This is a genomic window from Escherichia albertii NBRC 107761 = DSM 17582 (assembly GCF_000759775.1).
In the GTDB taxonomy this organism is placed as follows: domain Bacteria; phylum Pseudomonadota; class Gammaproteobacteria; order Enterobacterales; family Enterobacteriaceae; genus Escherichia; species Escherichia albertii.
Map to the genome: position 1 here is coordinate 1 of NZ_BBMY01000120.1, position 15,502 is coordinate 15,502.

The window sequence follows — 15,502 nt, forward strand, 5'->3', positions numbered from 1 at the left end:
GTACTACTTAATTTTTGCTTTCGTAATTTCGCATTTCTGCGTCGTTACGGGAGGCGCATTATACGAGAATTCTTTCCCTCTGCAACCCCCCTAAAAAATTTTTTTTGAGTTTTTATCTCAAATGCTGAAATTATCAGCAAGACGTTCAATTTAGCGTCAAAACCACGCCGCCGCAAGAGAATTCCGGCGGTTATGTGACCAGGAAAAATTTTACAGCTTGATAAAATGCTCGCGATAGTAAGCCAGTTCTGCCACCGACTCACGGATATCATCCATCGCCTGATGCGTCCCCTGCTTGGTAAAACCAGCAAGAATTTCCGGCTTCCAGCGACGCGCCAGCTCTTTCAGCGTGCTGACATCAAGATAACGGTAGTGGAAATAGGCTTCCAGCTCCGGCATGTATTTAAACAGGAAGCGACGATCCTGGCCGATGCTGTTACCGCAGATAGGTGATTTTCCCGCAGGCACCCACTGTTTTAAAAATTCGAGCGTCGCCAGTTCAGCTTCCCGATCGCCCATGGTGCTCGCTTTCACGCGCTCCACCAGCCCGCTGGCGGTATGGGTGCGTACGTTCCAGTCATCCATCAACGCCAGTTGTTCATCAGACTGATGTACTGCAATAGTCGGCCCCTCTGCCAGAATATTCAGGTTGGCATCGGTCACCAACGTGGCAATCTCAATTATGCGATCGCGCTCGGGATCCAGACCGGTCATCTCAAGATCGATCCAAATCAGGTTGTTTTCATTGGCACTCATGCTATTTTCCACCCATTCACAGTGACTATATTGATCCACAATTGCGTGTATCATAGATGTTTTGCCCATCAGGGGCGACCAGGAGTCAGTACGATTGAGTAAAAATAAACTCTCCAAAGGCCAGCAGCGCCGTGTGAACGCTAATCACCAGCGTCGTCTAAAAACGTCTAAGGAGAAGCCCGACTACGACGACAATTTGTTTGGCGAGCCCGATGAAGGCATCGTCATCAGTCGCTTTGGCATGCACGCTGATGTGGAATCTGCCGATGGCGAGGTTCACCGCTGCAATATTCGCCGAACCATCCGTTCGCTGGTAACCGGCGATCGCGTGGTCTGGCGCCCAGGTAAACCGGCGGCGGAAGGCGTAAATGTCAAAGGGATCGTGGAGGCGGTACATGAGCGTACTTCGGTATTGACGCGCCCGGATTTCTACGACGGCGTAAAACCTATTGCCGCCAATATCGACCAGATCGTCATTGTCTCCGCTATTTTGCCGGAGCTGTCGCTCAATATTATCGACCGTTACCTGGTGGCTTGCGAAACCTTGCAGATTGAGCCGATTATTGTGCTCAACAAAATCGATCTGCTGGACGATGAAGGGATGGCGTTCGTTAACGAGCAGATGGATATCTACCGCAATATTGGTTATCGCGTATTGATGGTTTCCAGCCATACTCAGGATGGGCTGAAACCGCTGGAAGAGGCGTTGACCGGGCGCATCAGCATCTTTGCCGGGCAGTCTGGCGTCGGCAAATCCAGCCTGCTGAATGCGCTGCTGGGGCTGCAAAAAGAGATTCTGACCAATGATGTGTCTGACGTTTCCGGTCTCGGTCAGCACACTACGACTGCCGCACGGTTGTATCATTTCCCGCACGGCGGCGACGTGATCGACTCACCCGGAGTGCGTGAATTTGGCCTCTGGCACCTGGGAGCGGAACAAGTCACTCAGGGTTTTGTCGAATTCCACGACTACTTAGGCTTGTGCAAATATCGCGATTGCAAGCACGATACCGATCCGGGTTGCGCTATCCGTGAAGCGGTTGAGGAAGGGAAAATCGCGGAAACTCGTTTCGAAAACTATCACCGTATTCTGGAAAGCATGGCGCAGGTAAAAACGCGTAAAAACTTTTCTGCTACGGACGACTGACAATTAAGCTAACCGTCGTTAGAATCGTCCCCCTTTTTTTCAGGATCCGGCCTCTACGCCGGATCAGGAACGACAAAACAATGGCCTGGAGGCTACCTTGTTAAATTCATTTAAACTTTCGCTACAGTACATTCTGCCGAAACTATGGCTTACTCGCCTGGCGGGTTGGGGCGCAAGCAAGCGGGCAGGATGGCTGACAAAACTGGTTATCGATCTGTTCGTTAAATACTACAAGGTCGACATGAAAGAGGCGCAGAAGCCGGATACCGCCAGCTATCGCACGTTTAACGAATTCTTTGTCCGTCCGCTGCGTGACGAAGTACGCCCAATTAATACCGATCCGAATGTTCTGGTCATGCCTGCCGATGGCGTTATCAGCCAGTTAGGTAAAATCGAAGAAGATAAAATCCTGCAAGCCAAAGGCCATAACTACAGCCTTGAAGCCCTGCTGGCAGGTAACTACCTGATGGCGGATCTCTTCCGCAACGGTACGTTTGTGACCACTTACCTCTCCCCGCGTGACTACCACCGCGTACATATGCCATGTAACGGCATTCTGCGTGAGATGATCTACGTACCGGGCGATCTCTTCTCTGTGAACCATCTCACCGCCCAGAACGTGCCGAATTTGTTTGCCCGTAATGAGCGCGTGATCTGCCTGTTCGATACCGAATTTGGTCCGATGGCGCAGATTCTGGTCGGTGCAACCATTGTTGGCAGCATTGAAACCGTCTGGGCGGGCACCATTACGCCGCCACGCGAAGGCATCATCAAACGCTGGAGCTGGCCTGCCGGGGAAAACGACGGTTCTGTGGCGCTGCTGAAAGGCCAGGAAATGGGGCGCTTTAAACTCGGTTCTACCGTGATCAACCTGTTTGCACCGGGTAAAGTGAATCTGGTAGAGCAACTGGAAAGCCTGTCGGTCACGAAAATTGGCCAGCCGCTGGCAGTATCTACCGAAACCTTTGTTGCGCCAGAAGCTGAACCGTCCTCTCTTCCTGCTGAAGAGAGCCCGGCAGAACACGACGCCAGCTCATTGGTTGACGACAAAAAAGACCAGGTCTAATTCATCAAAGGAAACGCTGACGTGCGCCTGATTATCACTTTTCTGATGGCCTGGTGCCTCAGTTGGGGGGCGTACGCTGCGACGGCCCCCGATAGTAAACAAATCTCGCAAGAACTGGAGCAGGCGAAAGCGGCGAAACCCGCACAGCCGGAAGTCGTAGAGGCGCTCCAGTCCGCCTTAAATGCGCTTGAGGAACGAAAAGGTTCCCTTGAGCGCATCAAACAATATCAAGACGTTATTGATAATTATCCGAAGCTCTCTGCTGCTCTACGCGCGCAATTAAACAATATGCATGACGAGCCGCGCAGTGCGCCGTCGGGGATGTCCACCGACGCGCTAAATCAGGAAATTCTCCAGATCAGTAGCCAGTTGCTGGATAAAAGTCGCCAGGCCCAGCAGGAACAAGAACGCGCCCGTGAAATTGCAGATTCGCTTAACCAACTGCCGCAGCAGCAAACTGACACTCGCCGTCAGTTGAACGAAGTCGAGCGTCGGCTGGGTGCGCTCACCGGAAATACTCCGCTTAATCAGGCGCAAAATTTCGCTTTGCAGGCAGACTCCGCGCGTTTGAAATCATTGGTCGATGAGCTCGAACTGGCACAACTTTCTGCTAATAATCGCCAGGAATTAGCACGTTTACGCTCAGAACTGGCAGACAAAGAGAGTCAACAACTCGATGCGTATTTGCAGACATTACGCAACCAGTTAAACAGCCAGCGCCAACTGGAGGCGGAACGGGCGCTGGAAAGCACCGAGCAACTGGCGGAAAGCAGCGCCGATTTGCCGAAAGATATCGTCGCACAGTTCAAAATTAACCGTGAACTATCGGCAGCGCTGAATCAGCAGGCACAGCGAATGGATTTAGTGGCTTCGCAACAGCGCCAGGCTGCCAGCCAGACGTTACAGGTCAGGCAGGCACTGAATACGCTGCGTGAACAGTCACAATGGCTGGGGTCATCAAACCTGCTCGGCGAAGCGTTACGGGCACAGGTAGCGCGCTTGCCGGAAATGCCCAAACCGCAACAACTGGATACCGAAATGGTCCAGTTACGCGTGCAACGGTTGCGCTATGAGGATCTGCTAAACAAACAGCCACAACTACGACAAATCCATCAGTCCGACGGCCAGCCGCTGACCGCCGAGCAAAATCGCATTCTCGAAGCCCAACTGCGTACTCAGCGTGAATTGCTGAATTCATTGTTGCAGGGCGGCGACACGCTACTGCTCGAACTGACTAAGCTGAAAGTTTCCAACGGGCAACTGGAGGATGCACTGAAAGAGGTGAACGAAGCGACACACCGCTATCTGTTCTGGACCTCTGACGTGCGTCCAATGACCATCGCCTGGCCGCTGGAGATCGCTCAGGATCTGCGTCGTCTGATCTCACTGGACACCTTCAGTCAGTTGGGCAAAGCCAGCATCATGATGCTAACCAGCAAAGAGACGCTTTTGCCTCTGTTTGGCGCGTTGATTCTGGTCGGTTGCAGTATTTACTCACGCCGCTATTTCACTCGTTTTCTCGAACGTTCGGCCGCAAAAGTCGGCAAAGTGACTCAGGATCACTTCTGGCTGACGTTACGGACGCTTTTCTGGTCGATACTCGTTGCTTCACCGCTGCCGGTGCTGTGGATGACGTTGGGTTACGGGCTGCGCGAGGCGTGGCCTTATCCGTTAGCGGTAGCGATTGGCGATGGCGTAACGGCCACCGTGCCGCTGCTATGGGTGGTGATGATTTGCGCTGCCTTTGCCCGGCCTAACGGCTTGTTTATCGCCCATTTTGGTTGGCCGCGCGAACGGGTTTCTCGTGGGATGCGCTACTACCTGATGAGCATTGGGCTTATCGTACCGCTGATTATGGCGTTGATGATGTTCGATAATCTCAACGACCGTGAGTTTTCCGGTTCGCTGGGACGACTCTGCTTCATCCTCATCTGTGGTGCGCTGGCGGTTGTTACTCTCAGTCTGAAAAAGGCCGGGATCCCGCTGTACCTCAATAAAGAAGGCAGCGGGGACAATATTGCCAACCATATGTTATGGAACATGATGATTGGCGCGCCGCTGGTTGCCATTCTGGCATCCGTGGTCGGTTACCTGGCAACAGCGCAGGCGCTATTAGCGAGACTGGAAACCTCAGTTGCCATCTGGTTCCTGCTGTTGGTGATTTACTACGTTATCCGCCGATGGATGTTAATCCAGCGGCGCAGGCTGGCATTTGATCGCGCGAAACATCGCCGGGCAGAAATGCTGGCGCAGCGCGCGCGTGGCGAAGAAGAAGCGCATCACCACAGTAGCCCGGAAGGGGCGGTTGAGGTAGATGAAAGTGAAGTCGATCTCGATGCCATCAGTGCCCAGTCCTTGCGACTGGTTCGTTCAATTCTGATGCTGATCGCCCTGCTTTCAGTCATCGTACTGTGGTCGGAAATTCATTCCGCTTTCGGCTTCCTCGAAAATATTTCACTGTGGGATGTCACTTCCACAGTACGGGGCGTGGAAAGCCTGGAGCCGATTACCCTTGGCGCAGTGCTGATTGCCATTCTGGTGTTTATCATCACTACGCAACTGGTGCGCAACCTGCCTGCCCTGCTGGAACTGGCGATTTTGCAGCATCTGGATTTAACACCAGGTACGGGGTACGCCATCACCACCATCACCAAATATCTGCTGATGCTGATTGGCGGTCTGGTTGGCTTCTCGATGATTGGCATTGAGTGGTCGAAATTGCAGTGGCTGGTCGCCGCGCTCGGTGTTGGTCTGGGCTTTGGTTTACAGGAGATTTTCGCCAACTTTATCTCTGGCCTGATTATCCTGTTCGAAAAACCGATTCGCATTGGCGATACGGTGACAATCCGCGATCTCACCGGTAGCGTGACGAAAATTAACACTCGCGCCACCACTATCAGCGACTGGGACCGTAAAGAGATTATCGTGCCGAACAAGGCGTTTATTACTGAGCAGTTTATCAACTGGTCACTCTCTGACTCGGTAACGCGCGTGGTGCTGACAATTCCGGCCCCTGCCGATGCCAACAGTAAAGAAGTGACGGAAATCCTGCTTACGGCAGCGCGGCGCTGCTCGCTGGTGCTCGACAATCCGGCGCCGGAAGCTTTTCTGGTGGATCTGCAACAGGGGATTCAGATTTTCGAGTTGCGTATTTACGCTGCCGAAATGGGCCACCGCATGCCGCTACGCCATGAAATCCACCAGCTAATTCTGGCGGGCTTCCACGCCCACGGTATCGATATGCCATTCCCGCCCTTCCAGATGCGTCTGGAAAGTCTGAACGGCAAGCAAACGGGAAGAACGCTGACTTCTGCAGGTAAAGGGCGCCAGGTGGGAAGTTTGTAATGCGTGAAGCTGCCGGATGTGAATCTGGCAGCTTCAATCACCAACAAAATTGATAGCGCAGGAAAAATTGCCACAGCCAGTAGCTGAAAATGGTCAGCGCGGTGGCATACATAAGCCAACCGCGTTTTTTTCGCCGCAGAGTGAACCAGAGAAAGGGGAAAAAGAGCGGTAACGTCATTATCACACCAATATCGCGGGTATCGTCATTTTCAAGATATTCCAACACATCGCAGATATTTTTAACTCCCCTCTCCTCAATCATCCACTCTTTGTCCAGCGTGGACAGTATCAGAATCCAGAGAACAGATACGAAGAACCAAATGCAGCATAAAATAAACTGACGCGCACTCATGATGTTTCAATCGGCAGTTTAATTTCGCTATAACGCATGCGGAACAAATCCCCATACCCGATTAATTCCCCACGAAAAACCAGACACCTGATCAGGTAAGTGCAATAGATATCAGGCAGGTTTCCCCACCGCGAACCATCGCGATCTTTGAGGATATTAATGGTATTACCGACCACCATCGCTACTTTGCGGGTGTGGCGGGCATCGGCAAAAGAAAGGATAACGTGCTCTATTTCTGCAATGTCCTGTGCAGAAAATTGCAGCGCCCTGATTTCATCTTCGGTTATCACTGGATCCCGACTACCGTCGTCCATAACGTCTTCCTTACCAGACAACTCATCGCCGGAGAGACGATGAGTTGCAGGATTTCACATGATCAGTCCAGTGCCAGCTCAGGCTTGTTCGCCATACGGCTGCAATAGTTCTGGTAAATCGCCATCGCTAACAGCGAGAAAAAGACCGGGCCGCCAATCATCCACAATGTGCTGTCCCAGTCTCCGGCTTCAACTACCGGCTGGATGATGGTGAAGACGTTCGCAAAAGTCACCACCAGCACGACCACCACCGTCGCAATCATTGCCGACATGTGCGTTTTAAAAATAACAAACGGTCTGTCGAGATCCTGACGCGCTTTAAAAAACGGGAAAGCCAGCGCGAGGAACAGATAAGGCAGCGTCATAGACACGTTCGCCATCAGCGTCAACTTGTTAAAGAACGCCGAGGCCGTCCCCCCACCAAATGAAACCAACAGAATGAAAACAGTGACCAGAGCACACTGCATCCACATGGCGACAGATGGCATTCCCATCGCGTTCAGGCGCGTCATCGGCTCTGGCCACAACGCTTTCGGCGTCCCCTGGATAATCGCTTTTAACGGCGAATAACAGAGCGTAAAGAACGCGCCGGTGTAGGCAAGGAACATGGAAAGTCCGGTAATACGCGCAAACCATACGCCCAGCGACAACGACGTTTCAGGTGATAAATGCAACGCGTTACCCAGCGACATCCCCAGACTCTTCATCAGCACATAAGTAATATTACCGAGGTTAACAGAACCGTTACTTAATACCTGCTGCCAGTTAGTACTGACGCCCCATAAAAATATTGCCAGCGAATAACCAATTGAAATAACAATAGCGGCAAAAATAATCCCTTTAGCAAAGTTCTTTTCTGGATTTTCTGTTTTATCTACCAGCCCACCAACGGCTTCAATTCCACCGTAAGCAAAAATAGCAAATACAACAAACGATAACATCGCCAGACCAGACTGATATCCCGGATTTGGAGATACCATAAAATTAATATCTTGCGCGAAATGACCACCATTTAATAACAAAATGATAATACTCACTAACAGTAATACTAAATTAAGACACATTACTGCAATACCGCCCACTGCGGTAATTCGGGCAATTTTATTAATTCCCTTCGAGGCAACAACAGTTACCAGAATCATCCAGGCCATCGCCAACAGACCGACTACCTGCGTTGGCTCCAGACCGGCAATGCGCCAGTGCTGAGTCATATCGCTACCGTAGAGGAAGGTAGAAAATGGTACCCATACTTTAGCGGAGGTACTCACCATCCAGATAATATAAGAGGAAAACCACATAAATGTGCCAATAAAGGCAAAACGCGGTCCGACGCTATTATTCATCCAGGAATAGATGCCGCCTTCTTCTTTACGATAAGCAGCCCCCATTTCAGCCATCATTAGGGCGAATGGAATAAAGAATAACAATGCAGAAAATATATAAAAGGGAATCGCACTATACCCCATTAAGTAATACGCTGATGGGCTATTGGCAAATCCAAATACGGAAGTAAAGATCATCAATATGAGTCCAATCAGACTCATCTTTTTTACCGAGTGAGGCATGAAACCATCCTTCATTTCAGCACGTATATTAAACGTGCCAATTGAACTGTACTACCCACCGATTGATGGGCAGCATAAAAACCAATACAGAATTGATACCCGGATGATAACAAACATCCAGTCTTAAATTGTAGGCTTTGGCAGAAAAATGAAAAAATATGCTACAGAACGGCGCCAGTTACGCCATTCTGTGTCGTTAATTCAGTGATTTTTCAGAATTATGCCCGATCAACGCTAAAGGCAATCACTTCTGCCAGAGTCTCCGCTCCCAGCGCCAACATCACCAGGCGGTCAACGCCCAGCGCCACGCCGGAACAGTCGGGCATGCCCACTTCCAGAGCATCAATCAGATTCTTGTCGATAGGATGTTGTGGTAAACCGCGCGCCGCACGTTTACGGTTATCCTGTTCGAAGCGTTGTTGCTGTTCATGAGCATCCGTCAACTCATGGAAACCATTCGCCAGTTCAATACCTTTATAGTAAACCTCGAAGCGTTCCGCGACCCGATGATCCTCAGTACTGATTTGCGCCAGAGATGCCTGGCTGGCAGGGAAGTGATAAACAAAGGTCGGTTTCTCTTTACCTATGTTTGGCTCTACGCCAAAGGTAAATAACAGTTGTAGCAGCGTATCGCGATCTTCTTCGGTATCGGCAACATTGCTCAAATCCAGTTTCGCCGCGGCTTCCCGCAACTGTGTTTTATCGGCAGAGAGCGGGTCAACTTCCAGATAACGCAGAAAAGCTTGTTGATAAGAAAGGCTTTCTGCGGCCGGACAATCCAACACCTGCTGCAGAAGATCATCAACCTCATTCATCAACCGGTACATATCATAATGCGGTCGATACCACTCCAGCATGGTGAATTCAGGGTTGTGATAACGCCCCATCTCTTCATTACGGAAGCTGCGGCATAACTGGAATACGGGACCACAACCTGCTACCAGCAGGCGTTTCATGTGATATTCCGGGCTGGTCATTAACCAAAGATTCATCCCCTGGGAGTGTCCGGGGCCAACGAAACGTGTCTCAAACGGGACCAGATGAATATCCGTTACCGTCGCCTGACTCATACAAGGCGTCTCCACCTCCAGCACTCCACGATCGGCAAAGAAGCGACGGATTTCCGCCATAATCGCCGCGCGTTTTAACAAGTTAGGAATAGATGCGCTCGGCTGCCAGGATGCCGTTTCGCTCATAGTGAAATCTCCAGTTTTTAACAAGGGCACGAAGTCTACTCGCAACGCGACGGAGAGACAAATTTTACGCAAGGATCAGGGCGTGATGGGGAGTGACTAAAAAAACCGCAAACTGATGGTTTAGTAATTAAATTAATCATCTTCAGTGATAATTTAGCCTCCTGGCACGCTAAAAAAATCGATCTCGTCAAATTTCAGACTTATCCATCAGACTATACTGTTATACCTATAAAGGAGCAGTGAAATAGCGTTCGCAGTGCGTAACTTTCAGGTACTTACTCTGAAGTACGTGACTGTGGGATAAAAACAATCTGGAGGAATGTCGTGCAAACCTTTCAAGCCGATCTTGCCATTGTAGGTGCCGGTGGCGCGGGATTACGTGCTGCAATTGCTGCCGCGCAGGCAAACCCAAATGCAAAAATCGCACTAATCTCAAAAGTATACCCGATGCGCAGTCATACCGTTGCTGCAGAAGGGGGCTCTGCCGCTGTCGCGCAGGATCATGACAGCTTCGAATATCACTTTCACGATACAGTAGCAGGTGGCGACTGGTTATGTGAGCAGGATGTTGTGGATTATTTCGTCCATCACTGCCCAACCGAGATGACCCAACTGGAACTGTGGGGCTGCCCATGGAGTCGTCGCCCGGATGGTAGCGTCAACGTACGTCGCTTCGGCGGTATGAAAATCGAGCGTACCTGGTTCGCCGCCGATAAGACCGGCTTCCATATGCTTCATACTCTGTTCCAGACCTCTCTACAGTTCCCACAGATCCAGCGTTTTGACGAACACTTCGTACTGGATATTCTGGTCGATGATGGTCATGTTCGCGGCCTGGTGGCAATGAACATGATGGAAGGCACGCTGGTACAGATCCGTGCTAACGCGGTCGTTATGGCTACCGGCGGTGCGGGTCGCGTTTATCGCTACAACACCAACGGCGGTATTGTAACCGGTGACGGCATGGGTATGGCGTTGAGCCATGGCGTTCCACTGCGTGATATGGAATTCGTTCAGTACCACCCGACGGGTCTGCCAGGTTCCGGTATCCTGATGACCGAAGGTTGCCGTGGTGAAGGCGGTATTCTGGTCAACAAAAATGGCTACCGCTATCTGCAAGACTACGGCATGGGGCCAGAAACTCCGCTGGGCGAACCGAAAAACAAATATATGGAACTGGGTCCACGCGACAAAGTTTCTCAGGCCTTCTGGCACGAGTGGCGCAAAGGCAACACTATCTCTACGCCGCGTGGCGATGTGGTATACCTCGACCTGCGTCACCTGGGTGAGAAAAAACTGCACGAACGTCTGCCGTTTATCTGCGAACTGGCAAAAGCGTATGTTGGCGTCGATCCGGTTAAAGAACCGATCCCAGTACGTCCGACCGCACACTACACCATGGGCGGTATCGAAACCGATCAGAACTGCGAAACCCGCATTAAGGGTCTGTTCGCCGTGGGCGAATGTTCCTCTGTCGGTCTGCACGGCGCAAACCGTCTGGGCTCCAACTCACTGGCGGAACTGGTGGTCTTCGGTCGCCTGGCTGGTGAACAAGCGACGGAGCGTGCCGCCACGGCCGGTAACGGCAACGAAGCGGCAATCGAAGCACAAGCCGCAGCCGTTGAACAACGTCTGAAAGATCTGGTTAACCAGGATGGCGGCGAAAACTGGGCGAAGATCCGCGACGAAATGGGCCTCGCTATGGAAGAAGGTTGCGGTATCTACCGTACGCCGGAACTGATGCAGAAAACCATCGACAAGCTGGCGGAACTACAGGAACGCTTCAAGCGCGTACGTATCACCGACACTTCCAGCGTGTTCAACACCGACCTGCTCTACACCATTGAGCTGGGCCACGGTCTGAACGTTGCCGAATGTATGGCGCACTCCGCAATGGCGCGTAAAGAGTCCCGCGGCGCGCACCAGCGTCTGGACGAAGGTTGCACCGAGCGTGACGACGTCAACTTCCTCAAACATACCCTCGCCTTCCGCGATGCTGATGGCACTACCCGCCTGGAGTACAGCGACGTGAAGATTACTACGCTGCCGCCAGCCAAACGCGTTTACGGTGGCGAAGCGGATGCGGCCGATAAAGCGGAAGCAGCCAATAAGAAGGAGAAGGCGAATGGCTGAGATGAAGAACCTGAAAATTGAGGTGGTGCGCTATAACCCGGAAGTCGATACCGCACCGCATAGCGCATTCTATGAAGTGCCTTATGACGCAACCACCTCGTTGCTGGATGCGCTGGGCTATATCAAAGACAACCTGGCGCCGGACCTGAGCTACCGCTGGTCCTGCCGTATGGCGATTTGCGGTTCCTGCGGCATGATGGTTAACAACGTGCCGAAACTGGCATGTAAAACCTTCCTGCGTGACTACACCGACGGTATGAAGGTTGAAGCGTTAGCGAACTTCCCGATCGAACGCGATCTGGTTGTTGATATGACTCACTTCATCGAAAGCCTGGAAGCGATCAAACCGTACATCATCGGCAACTCCCGCACTGCGGATCAGGGTACTAACATTCAGACTCCTGCGCAGATGGCGAAGTATCACCAGTTCTCCGGTTGCATCAACTGTGGTCTGTGCTATGCCGCATGCCCGCAGTTCGGCCTGAACCCAGAGTTCATCGGTCCGGCTGCCATTACGCTGGCACATCGTTATAACGAAGATAGCCGCGACCACGGTAAGAAGGAGCGTATGGCGCAGTTAAACAGCCAGAACGGCGTATGGAGCTGTACTTTCGTGGGCTACTGCTCCGAAGTCTGCCCGAAACACGTCGATCCGGCTGCAGCCATTCAGCAGGGCAAAGTAGAAAGTTCGAAAGACTTTCTTATCGCTACCCTGAAACCACGCTAAGGAGTGCAACATGACGACTAAACGTAAACCGTATGTACGGCCAATGACGTCCACCTGGTGGAAAAAATTGCCGTTTTATCGCTTTTACATGCTGCGCGAAGGCACGGCAGTTCCGGCTGTGTGGTTCAGCATTGAACTGATTTTCGGGCTGTTTGCCCTGAAAAACGGCCCGGAAGCCTGGGCGGGATTCGTCGACTTTTTACAAAACCCGGTTATCGTGATCATTAACCTGATCACTCTGGCGGCAGCCTTGCTGCACACCAAAACCTGGTTTGAACTGGCGCCGAAAGCCGCCAATATCATTGTAAAAGACGAAAAAATGGGGCCAGAGCCGATTATCAAAGGTCTCTGGGCGGTAACCGTGGTTGCCACCATCGTAATCCTGTTTGTTGCCCTGTACTGGTAAGGAGCCTGAGATGATTAATCCAAATCCAAAGCGTTCTGACGAACCGGTATTCTGGGGCCTCTTCGGTGCAGGCGGCATGTGGGGCGCGATCATCGCACCGGTAATGGTTCTGCTCGTCGGCATTATGTTGCCGCTGGGCCTGTTCCCAGGTGATGCGCTGAGCTATGAACGCATTCTGGCGTTTGCGCAGAGCTTCATTGGTCGCGTATTCCTGTTCCTGATGATCGTCCTGCCGCTGTGGTGTGGTTTACACCGTATGCACCACGCGATGCATGACCTGAAAATCCACGTGCCTGCGGGAAAATGGGTTTTCTACGGTCTGGCTGCTATTCTGACAGTTGTCACGCTGGTCGGTATCGTTACAATCTAACGTATCGTCAATGTAAATCCGGCCCGCCTCTGGCGGGCCGTTTTGTATGGAAAACAGCTCCTATGTTCAAAACGACGCTCTGCGCCTTACTGCTCGCCATATCTTACTCCACACTTGCCGCCTCCCACAGCGAACAACAGATCAACGAGATTGTGCATCGCACAATGACGCCACTCATTGAGCAACAAAAAATCCCTGGCATGGCTGTGGCGGTGATTTATCAGGGCAAGCCTTATTACTTTACCTGGGGCTATGCGGACGTGGAAAAAAATCGGCCCGTCACGCAGAAAACATTATTTGAGCTAGGTTCGGTGAGCAAAACATTTACCGGCGTGCTTGGTGGCGACGCTATTGCACGAGAGGAAATCACTCTAAGCGATCCCGTCACAAAATACTGGCCTGAACTTACCGCTAAACAGTGGAATAGGATCACACTATTACATCTCGCAACCTATACCGCTGGCGGCCTGCCATTGCAGGTGCCGGATGACGTTAAATCCGCAACGGACCTGCTACGTTTCTATCAAAACTGGCAGCCTGAATGGGCGCCAGGAACACAACGTTTGTACGCGAATTCCAGTATTGGTTTGTTCGGCGCACTGGTTGTGAAGCCGTCTGGTTTAAGCTTTGAACAGGCGATGCAAACTCGTGTTTTCCAGCCTCTCAAACTCACCCATACGTGGATTAATGTGCCATCAGCGGAAGAAAAGAATTATGCCTGGGGATATCGCGAAGGTAAGGCAGTACATGTTTCACCAGGGGCGTTAGATGCTGAAGCTTACGGTGTGAAATCGACGATTGAAGATATGGCCCGCTGGCTGCAAAGCAATATGAATCCCCAGGAGATCAAAGACAAAACTCTTCAGCAAGGTATCCAACTGGCGCAATCTCGCTACTGGCAATCTGGCGATATGTATCAGGGGCTGGGCTGGGAAATGCTGGACTGGCCGGTAAATCCTGACATCATCATTAACGGCAGCGACAATAAAATTGCACTGGCGGCACGTCCCGTAAAAGCGATTACGCCCCCAGCGCCTGCAGTGCGCGCATCATGGGTACATAAAACGGGGGCGACCGGCGGATTTGGTAGCTATGTCGCGTTTATCCCAGAAAAAGAGCTGGGTATTGTGATGCTGGCTAACAAAAACTATCCAAACCCTGTGAGAGTCGCCGCCGCCTGGCAGATCCTCAACGCCCTACAATAAAATTTCATCAGGTCCGAATTTTCGGACCTTTTCTCCGCTTTTCCTTGCTGTCATCTACACTTAGAAAAAAACAGTAAGGAAACGTCTATGCGTCTGCTCCCTCTCGTTGTCGTAGCCACAGCGGCATTTCTGGTCGTTGCCTGTAGTTCTCCCACACCACCACGTGGCGTGACCGTAGTAAATAATTTCGATACCAAACGCTATCTCGGTACCTGGTATGAGATTGCCCGTTTTGATCACCGCTTTGAACGCGGGCTGGAGAAAGTGACTGCGACGTATAGCCTGCGGGATGACGGCGGCCTGAATGTCATTAATAAAGGCTACAACCCGGACAGAGAGATGTGGCAGCAAAGTGAAGGAAAAGCGTACTTTACCGGAAATCCGCGTCGCGCAGCCTTGAAAGTATCGTTCTTTGGGCCATTCTACGGCGGTTATAATGTCATCGCACTTGACCGGGAGTACCGCCACGCGCTGGTTTGCGGCCCGGACCGCGACTACCTGTGGATACTCTCCCGCACACCAACCATTTCTGACAAAGTTAAACAGGAGATGCTGGCAGTTGCGACCCGGGAAGGGTTTGACGTCAGTAAATTTATTTGGGTACAGCAACCCGGTAGTTAATGAGTGCTGAGTTTCAGACCAATAATCCCCAATACGATTAACGCCAGACTCGCCAGACGCATCGGGTTAGCGGACTCGCCAAGTAACACAATACCGGTGATAGCCGCGCCAACCGCGCCAATCCCTGTCCAGACGGCATAAGCCGTACCTACAGGCAGTGATTTCATCGCCCAGGCAAGTAGCGCCATACTGACGATCATCGCCGTCACGGTAATAACACTTGGCGTCAAACGACTAAAGCCGTGAGTATATTTCAGGCCAACGGCCGGTAATGCTGCCAACTTACTGATTTAGTGTAT

At 51.6% G+C, this 15,502-nt stretch carries 15 protein-coding genes; 9 read left to right on the top strand and 6 right to left on the bottom strand.

What is annotated here, in order from left to right:
• Window positions 1-210: 210 nt before the first annotated feature.
• Window positions 211-756: an oligoribonuclease gene (gene orn, locus EA14781_RS17985; protein ID WP_001340699.1), complete on the bottom strand. Its 546-nt coding sequence runs from the start codon at window positions 754-756 to the stop codon at window positions 211-213.
• Between the two features lie 94 nt (window positions 757-850).
• Here orn and rsgA point away from each other — a divergent pair, with 94 nt between their 5' ends.
• The 3 genes from rsgA to mscM all read left to right on the top strand — a co-directional run bounded on the left by rsgA (window position 851) and on the right by mscM (window position 6,314).
• The gene (rsgA, locus tag EA14781_RS17990) at window positions 851-1,903 is read left to right on the top strand and encodes a small ribosomal subunit biogenesis GTPase RsgA (protein ID WP_000041985.1); all 1,053 of its coding nucleotides are present in this window, start codon (window positions 851-853) and stop codon (window positions 1,901-1,903) included.
• 97 nt (window positions 1,904-2,000) lie between these two features.
• The gene (asd, locus tag EA14781_RS17995; protein ID WP_000934937.1) at window positions 2,001-2,969 is read left to right on the top strand and encodes an archaetidylserine decarboxylase; all 969 of its coding nucleotides are present in this window, start codon (window positions 2,001-2,003) and stop codon (window positions 2,967-2,969) included.
• 21 nt (window positions 2,970-2,990) lie between these two features.
• Entirely contained in the window at window positions 2,991-6,314 is a 3,324-nt protein-coding gene (gene mscM / locus EA14781_RS18000; RefSeq protein WP_001236789.1) for a miniconductance mechanosensitive channel MscM, read from the top strand.
• Between the two features lie 37 nt (window positions 6,315-6,351).
• Here mscM and EA14781_RS18005 read toward each other — a convergent pair whose 3' ends face one another.
• The 4 genes from EA14781_RS18005 to epmA form a co-directional block, all read right to left on the bottom strand.
• Window positions 6,352-6,666: a YjeO family protein gene (locus EA14781_RS18005; protein WP_001276186.1), complete on the bottom strand. Its 315-nt coding sequence runs from the start codon at window positions 6,664-6,666 to the stop codon at window positions 6,352-6,354.
• On the bottom strand, window positions 6,663-6,980 hold the full coding sequence (gene yjeN, locus EA14781_RS18010) for a protein YjeN (RefSeq protein ID WP_000340877.1): 318 nt from the start codon (window positions 6,978-6,980) through the stop codon (window positions 6,663-6,665). The genes EA14781_RS18005 and yjeN overlap by 4 nt, the downstream gene beginning before the upstream one ends.
• 62 nt (window positions 6,981-7,042) lie before the next feature.
• Window positions 7,043-8,545, bottom strand: a complete 1,503-nt coding sequence (yjeM, locus tag EA14781_RS18015) for a glutamate/gamma-aminobutyrate family transporter YjeM (RefSeq protein WP_002459969.1) — start codon at window positions 8,543-8,545, stop codon at window positions 7,043-7,045.
• Between the two features lie 218 nt (window positions 8,546-8,763).
• A complete protein-coding gene (gene epmA, locus EA14781_RS18020; RefSeq protein WP_000004778.1) occupies window positions 8,764-9,741 on the bottom strand; it encodes an elongation factor P--(R)-beta-lysine ligase in 978 nt (325 codons plus the stop codon).
• Window positions 9,742-10,065: 324 nt separating this feature from the next.
• On the opposite strand from epmA, the gene frdA reads away from it, so the two are divergent.
• The 6 genes from frdA (at window position 10,066) to blc (ending at window position 15,203) form a co-directional block, all read left to right on the top strand.
• Window positions 10,066-11,874 carry a fumarate reductase (quinol) flavoprotein subunit gene (frdA, locus tag EA14781_RS18025; protein WP_001192971.1) on the top strand — a complete coding sequence of 603 codons (1,809 nt, stop codon included), beginning with the start codon at window positions 10,066-10,068 and terminating at the stop codon, window positions 11,872-11,874.
• Window positions 11,867-12,601: a fumarate reductase iron-sulfur protein gene (gene frdB, locus EA14781_RS18030; protein ID WP_000829498.1), complete on the top strand. Its 735-nt coding sequence runs from the start codon at window positions 11,867-11,869 to the stop codon at window positions 12,599-12,601. Before frdA ends, frdB begins: the two co-directional genes overlap by 8 nt.
• A gap of 10 nt (window positions 12,602-12,611) precedes the next feature.
• A complete protein-coding gene (gene frdC, locus EA14781_RS18035) occupies window positions 12,612-13,007 on the top strand; it encodes a fumarate reductase subunit FrdC (RefSeq protein ID WP_000208756.1) in 396 nt (131 codons plus the stop codon).
• Window positions 13,008-13,017: 10 nt separating this feature from the next.
• On the top strand, window positions 13,018-13,377 hold the full coding sequence (gene frdD, locus EA14781_RS18040; protein ID WP_001340693.1) for a fumarate reductase subunit FrdD: 360 nt from the start codon (window positions 13,018-13,020) through the stop codon (window positions 13,375-13,377).
• A gap of 62 nt (window positions 13,378-13,439) precedes the next feature.
• The gene (ampC, locus tag EA14781_RS18045; protein WP_002459970.1) at window positions 13,440-14,582 is read left to right on the top strand and encodes a CMY2/MIR/ACT/EC family class C beta-lactamase; all 1,143 of its coding nucleotides are present in this window, start codon (window positions 13,440-13,442) and stop codon (window positions 14,580-14,582) included.
• An 87-nt stretch (window positions 14,583-14,669) separates the two neighbouring features.
• Window positions 14,670-15,203, top strand: coding sequence for a lipocalin Blc (blc, locus tag EA14781_RS18050; protein ID WP_001238390.1), 534 nt, complete (start codon window positions 14,670-14,672; stop codon window positions 15,201-15,203).
• Here the strand turns inward: blc and sugE are convergent.
• Window positions 15,200-15,484: a quaternary ammonium compound efflux SMR transporter SugE gene (gene sugE, locus EA14781_RS18055; protein ID WP_000729462.1), complete on the bottom strand. Its 285-nt coding sequence runs from the start codon at window positions 15,482-15,484 to the stop codon at window positions 15,200-15,202. The two genes, blc and sugE, sit on opposite strands and share 4 nt — an antisense overlap.
• Window positions 15,485-15,502 lie beyond the last annotated feature (18 nt).

Excerpts from the sequence above, each read along its gene's own strand:
- orn (WP_001340699.1), bottom strand. The coding sequence starts at position 756 with ATGAGTGCCAATGAAAACAACCTGATTTGGATCGATCTTGAGATGACC.
- EA14781_RS18005 (WP_001276186.1), bottom strand. The coding sequence starts at position 6,666 with ATGAGTGCGCGTCAGTTTATTTTATGCTGCATTTGGTTCTTCGTATCT.
- yjeN (WP_000340877.1), bottom strand. The coding sequence starts at position 6,980 with ATGGACGACGGTAGTCGGGATCCAGTGATAACCGAAGATGAAATCAGG.
- yjeM (WP_002459969.1), bottom strand. The coding sequence starts at position 8,545 with ATGCCTCACTCGGTAAAAAAGATGAGTCTGATTGGACTCATATTGATG.
- epmA (WP_000004778.1), bottom strand. The coding sequence starts at position 9,741 with ATGAGCGAAACGGCATCCTGGCAGCCGAGCGCATCTATTCCTAACTTG.
- frdB (WP_000829498.1), top strand. The coding sequence starts at position 11,867 with ATGGCTGAGATGAAGAACCTGAAAATTGAGGTGGTGCGCTATAACCCG.
- frdC (WP_000208756.1), top strand. The coding sequence starts at position 12,612 with ATGACGACTAAACGTAAACCGTATGTACGGCCAATGACGTCCACCTGG.
- frdD (WP_001340693.1), top strand. The coding sequence starts at position 13,018 with ATGATTAATCCAAATCCAAAGCGTTCTGACGAACCGGTATTCTGGGGC.
- ampC (WP_002459970.1), top strand. The coding sequence starts at position 13,440 with ATGTTCAAAACGACGCTCTGCGCCTTACTGCTCGCCATATCTTACTCC.
- blc (WP_001238390.1), top strand. The coding sequence starts at position 14,670 with ATGCGTCTGCTCCCTCTCGTTGTCGTAGCCACAGCGGCATTTCTGGTC.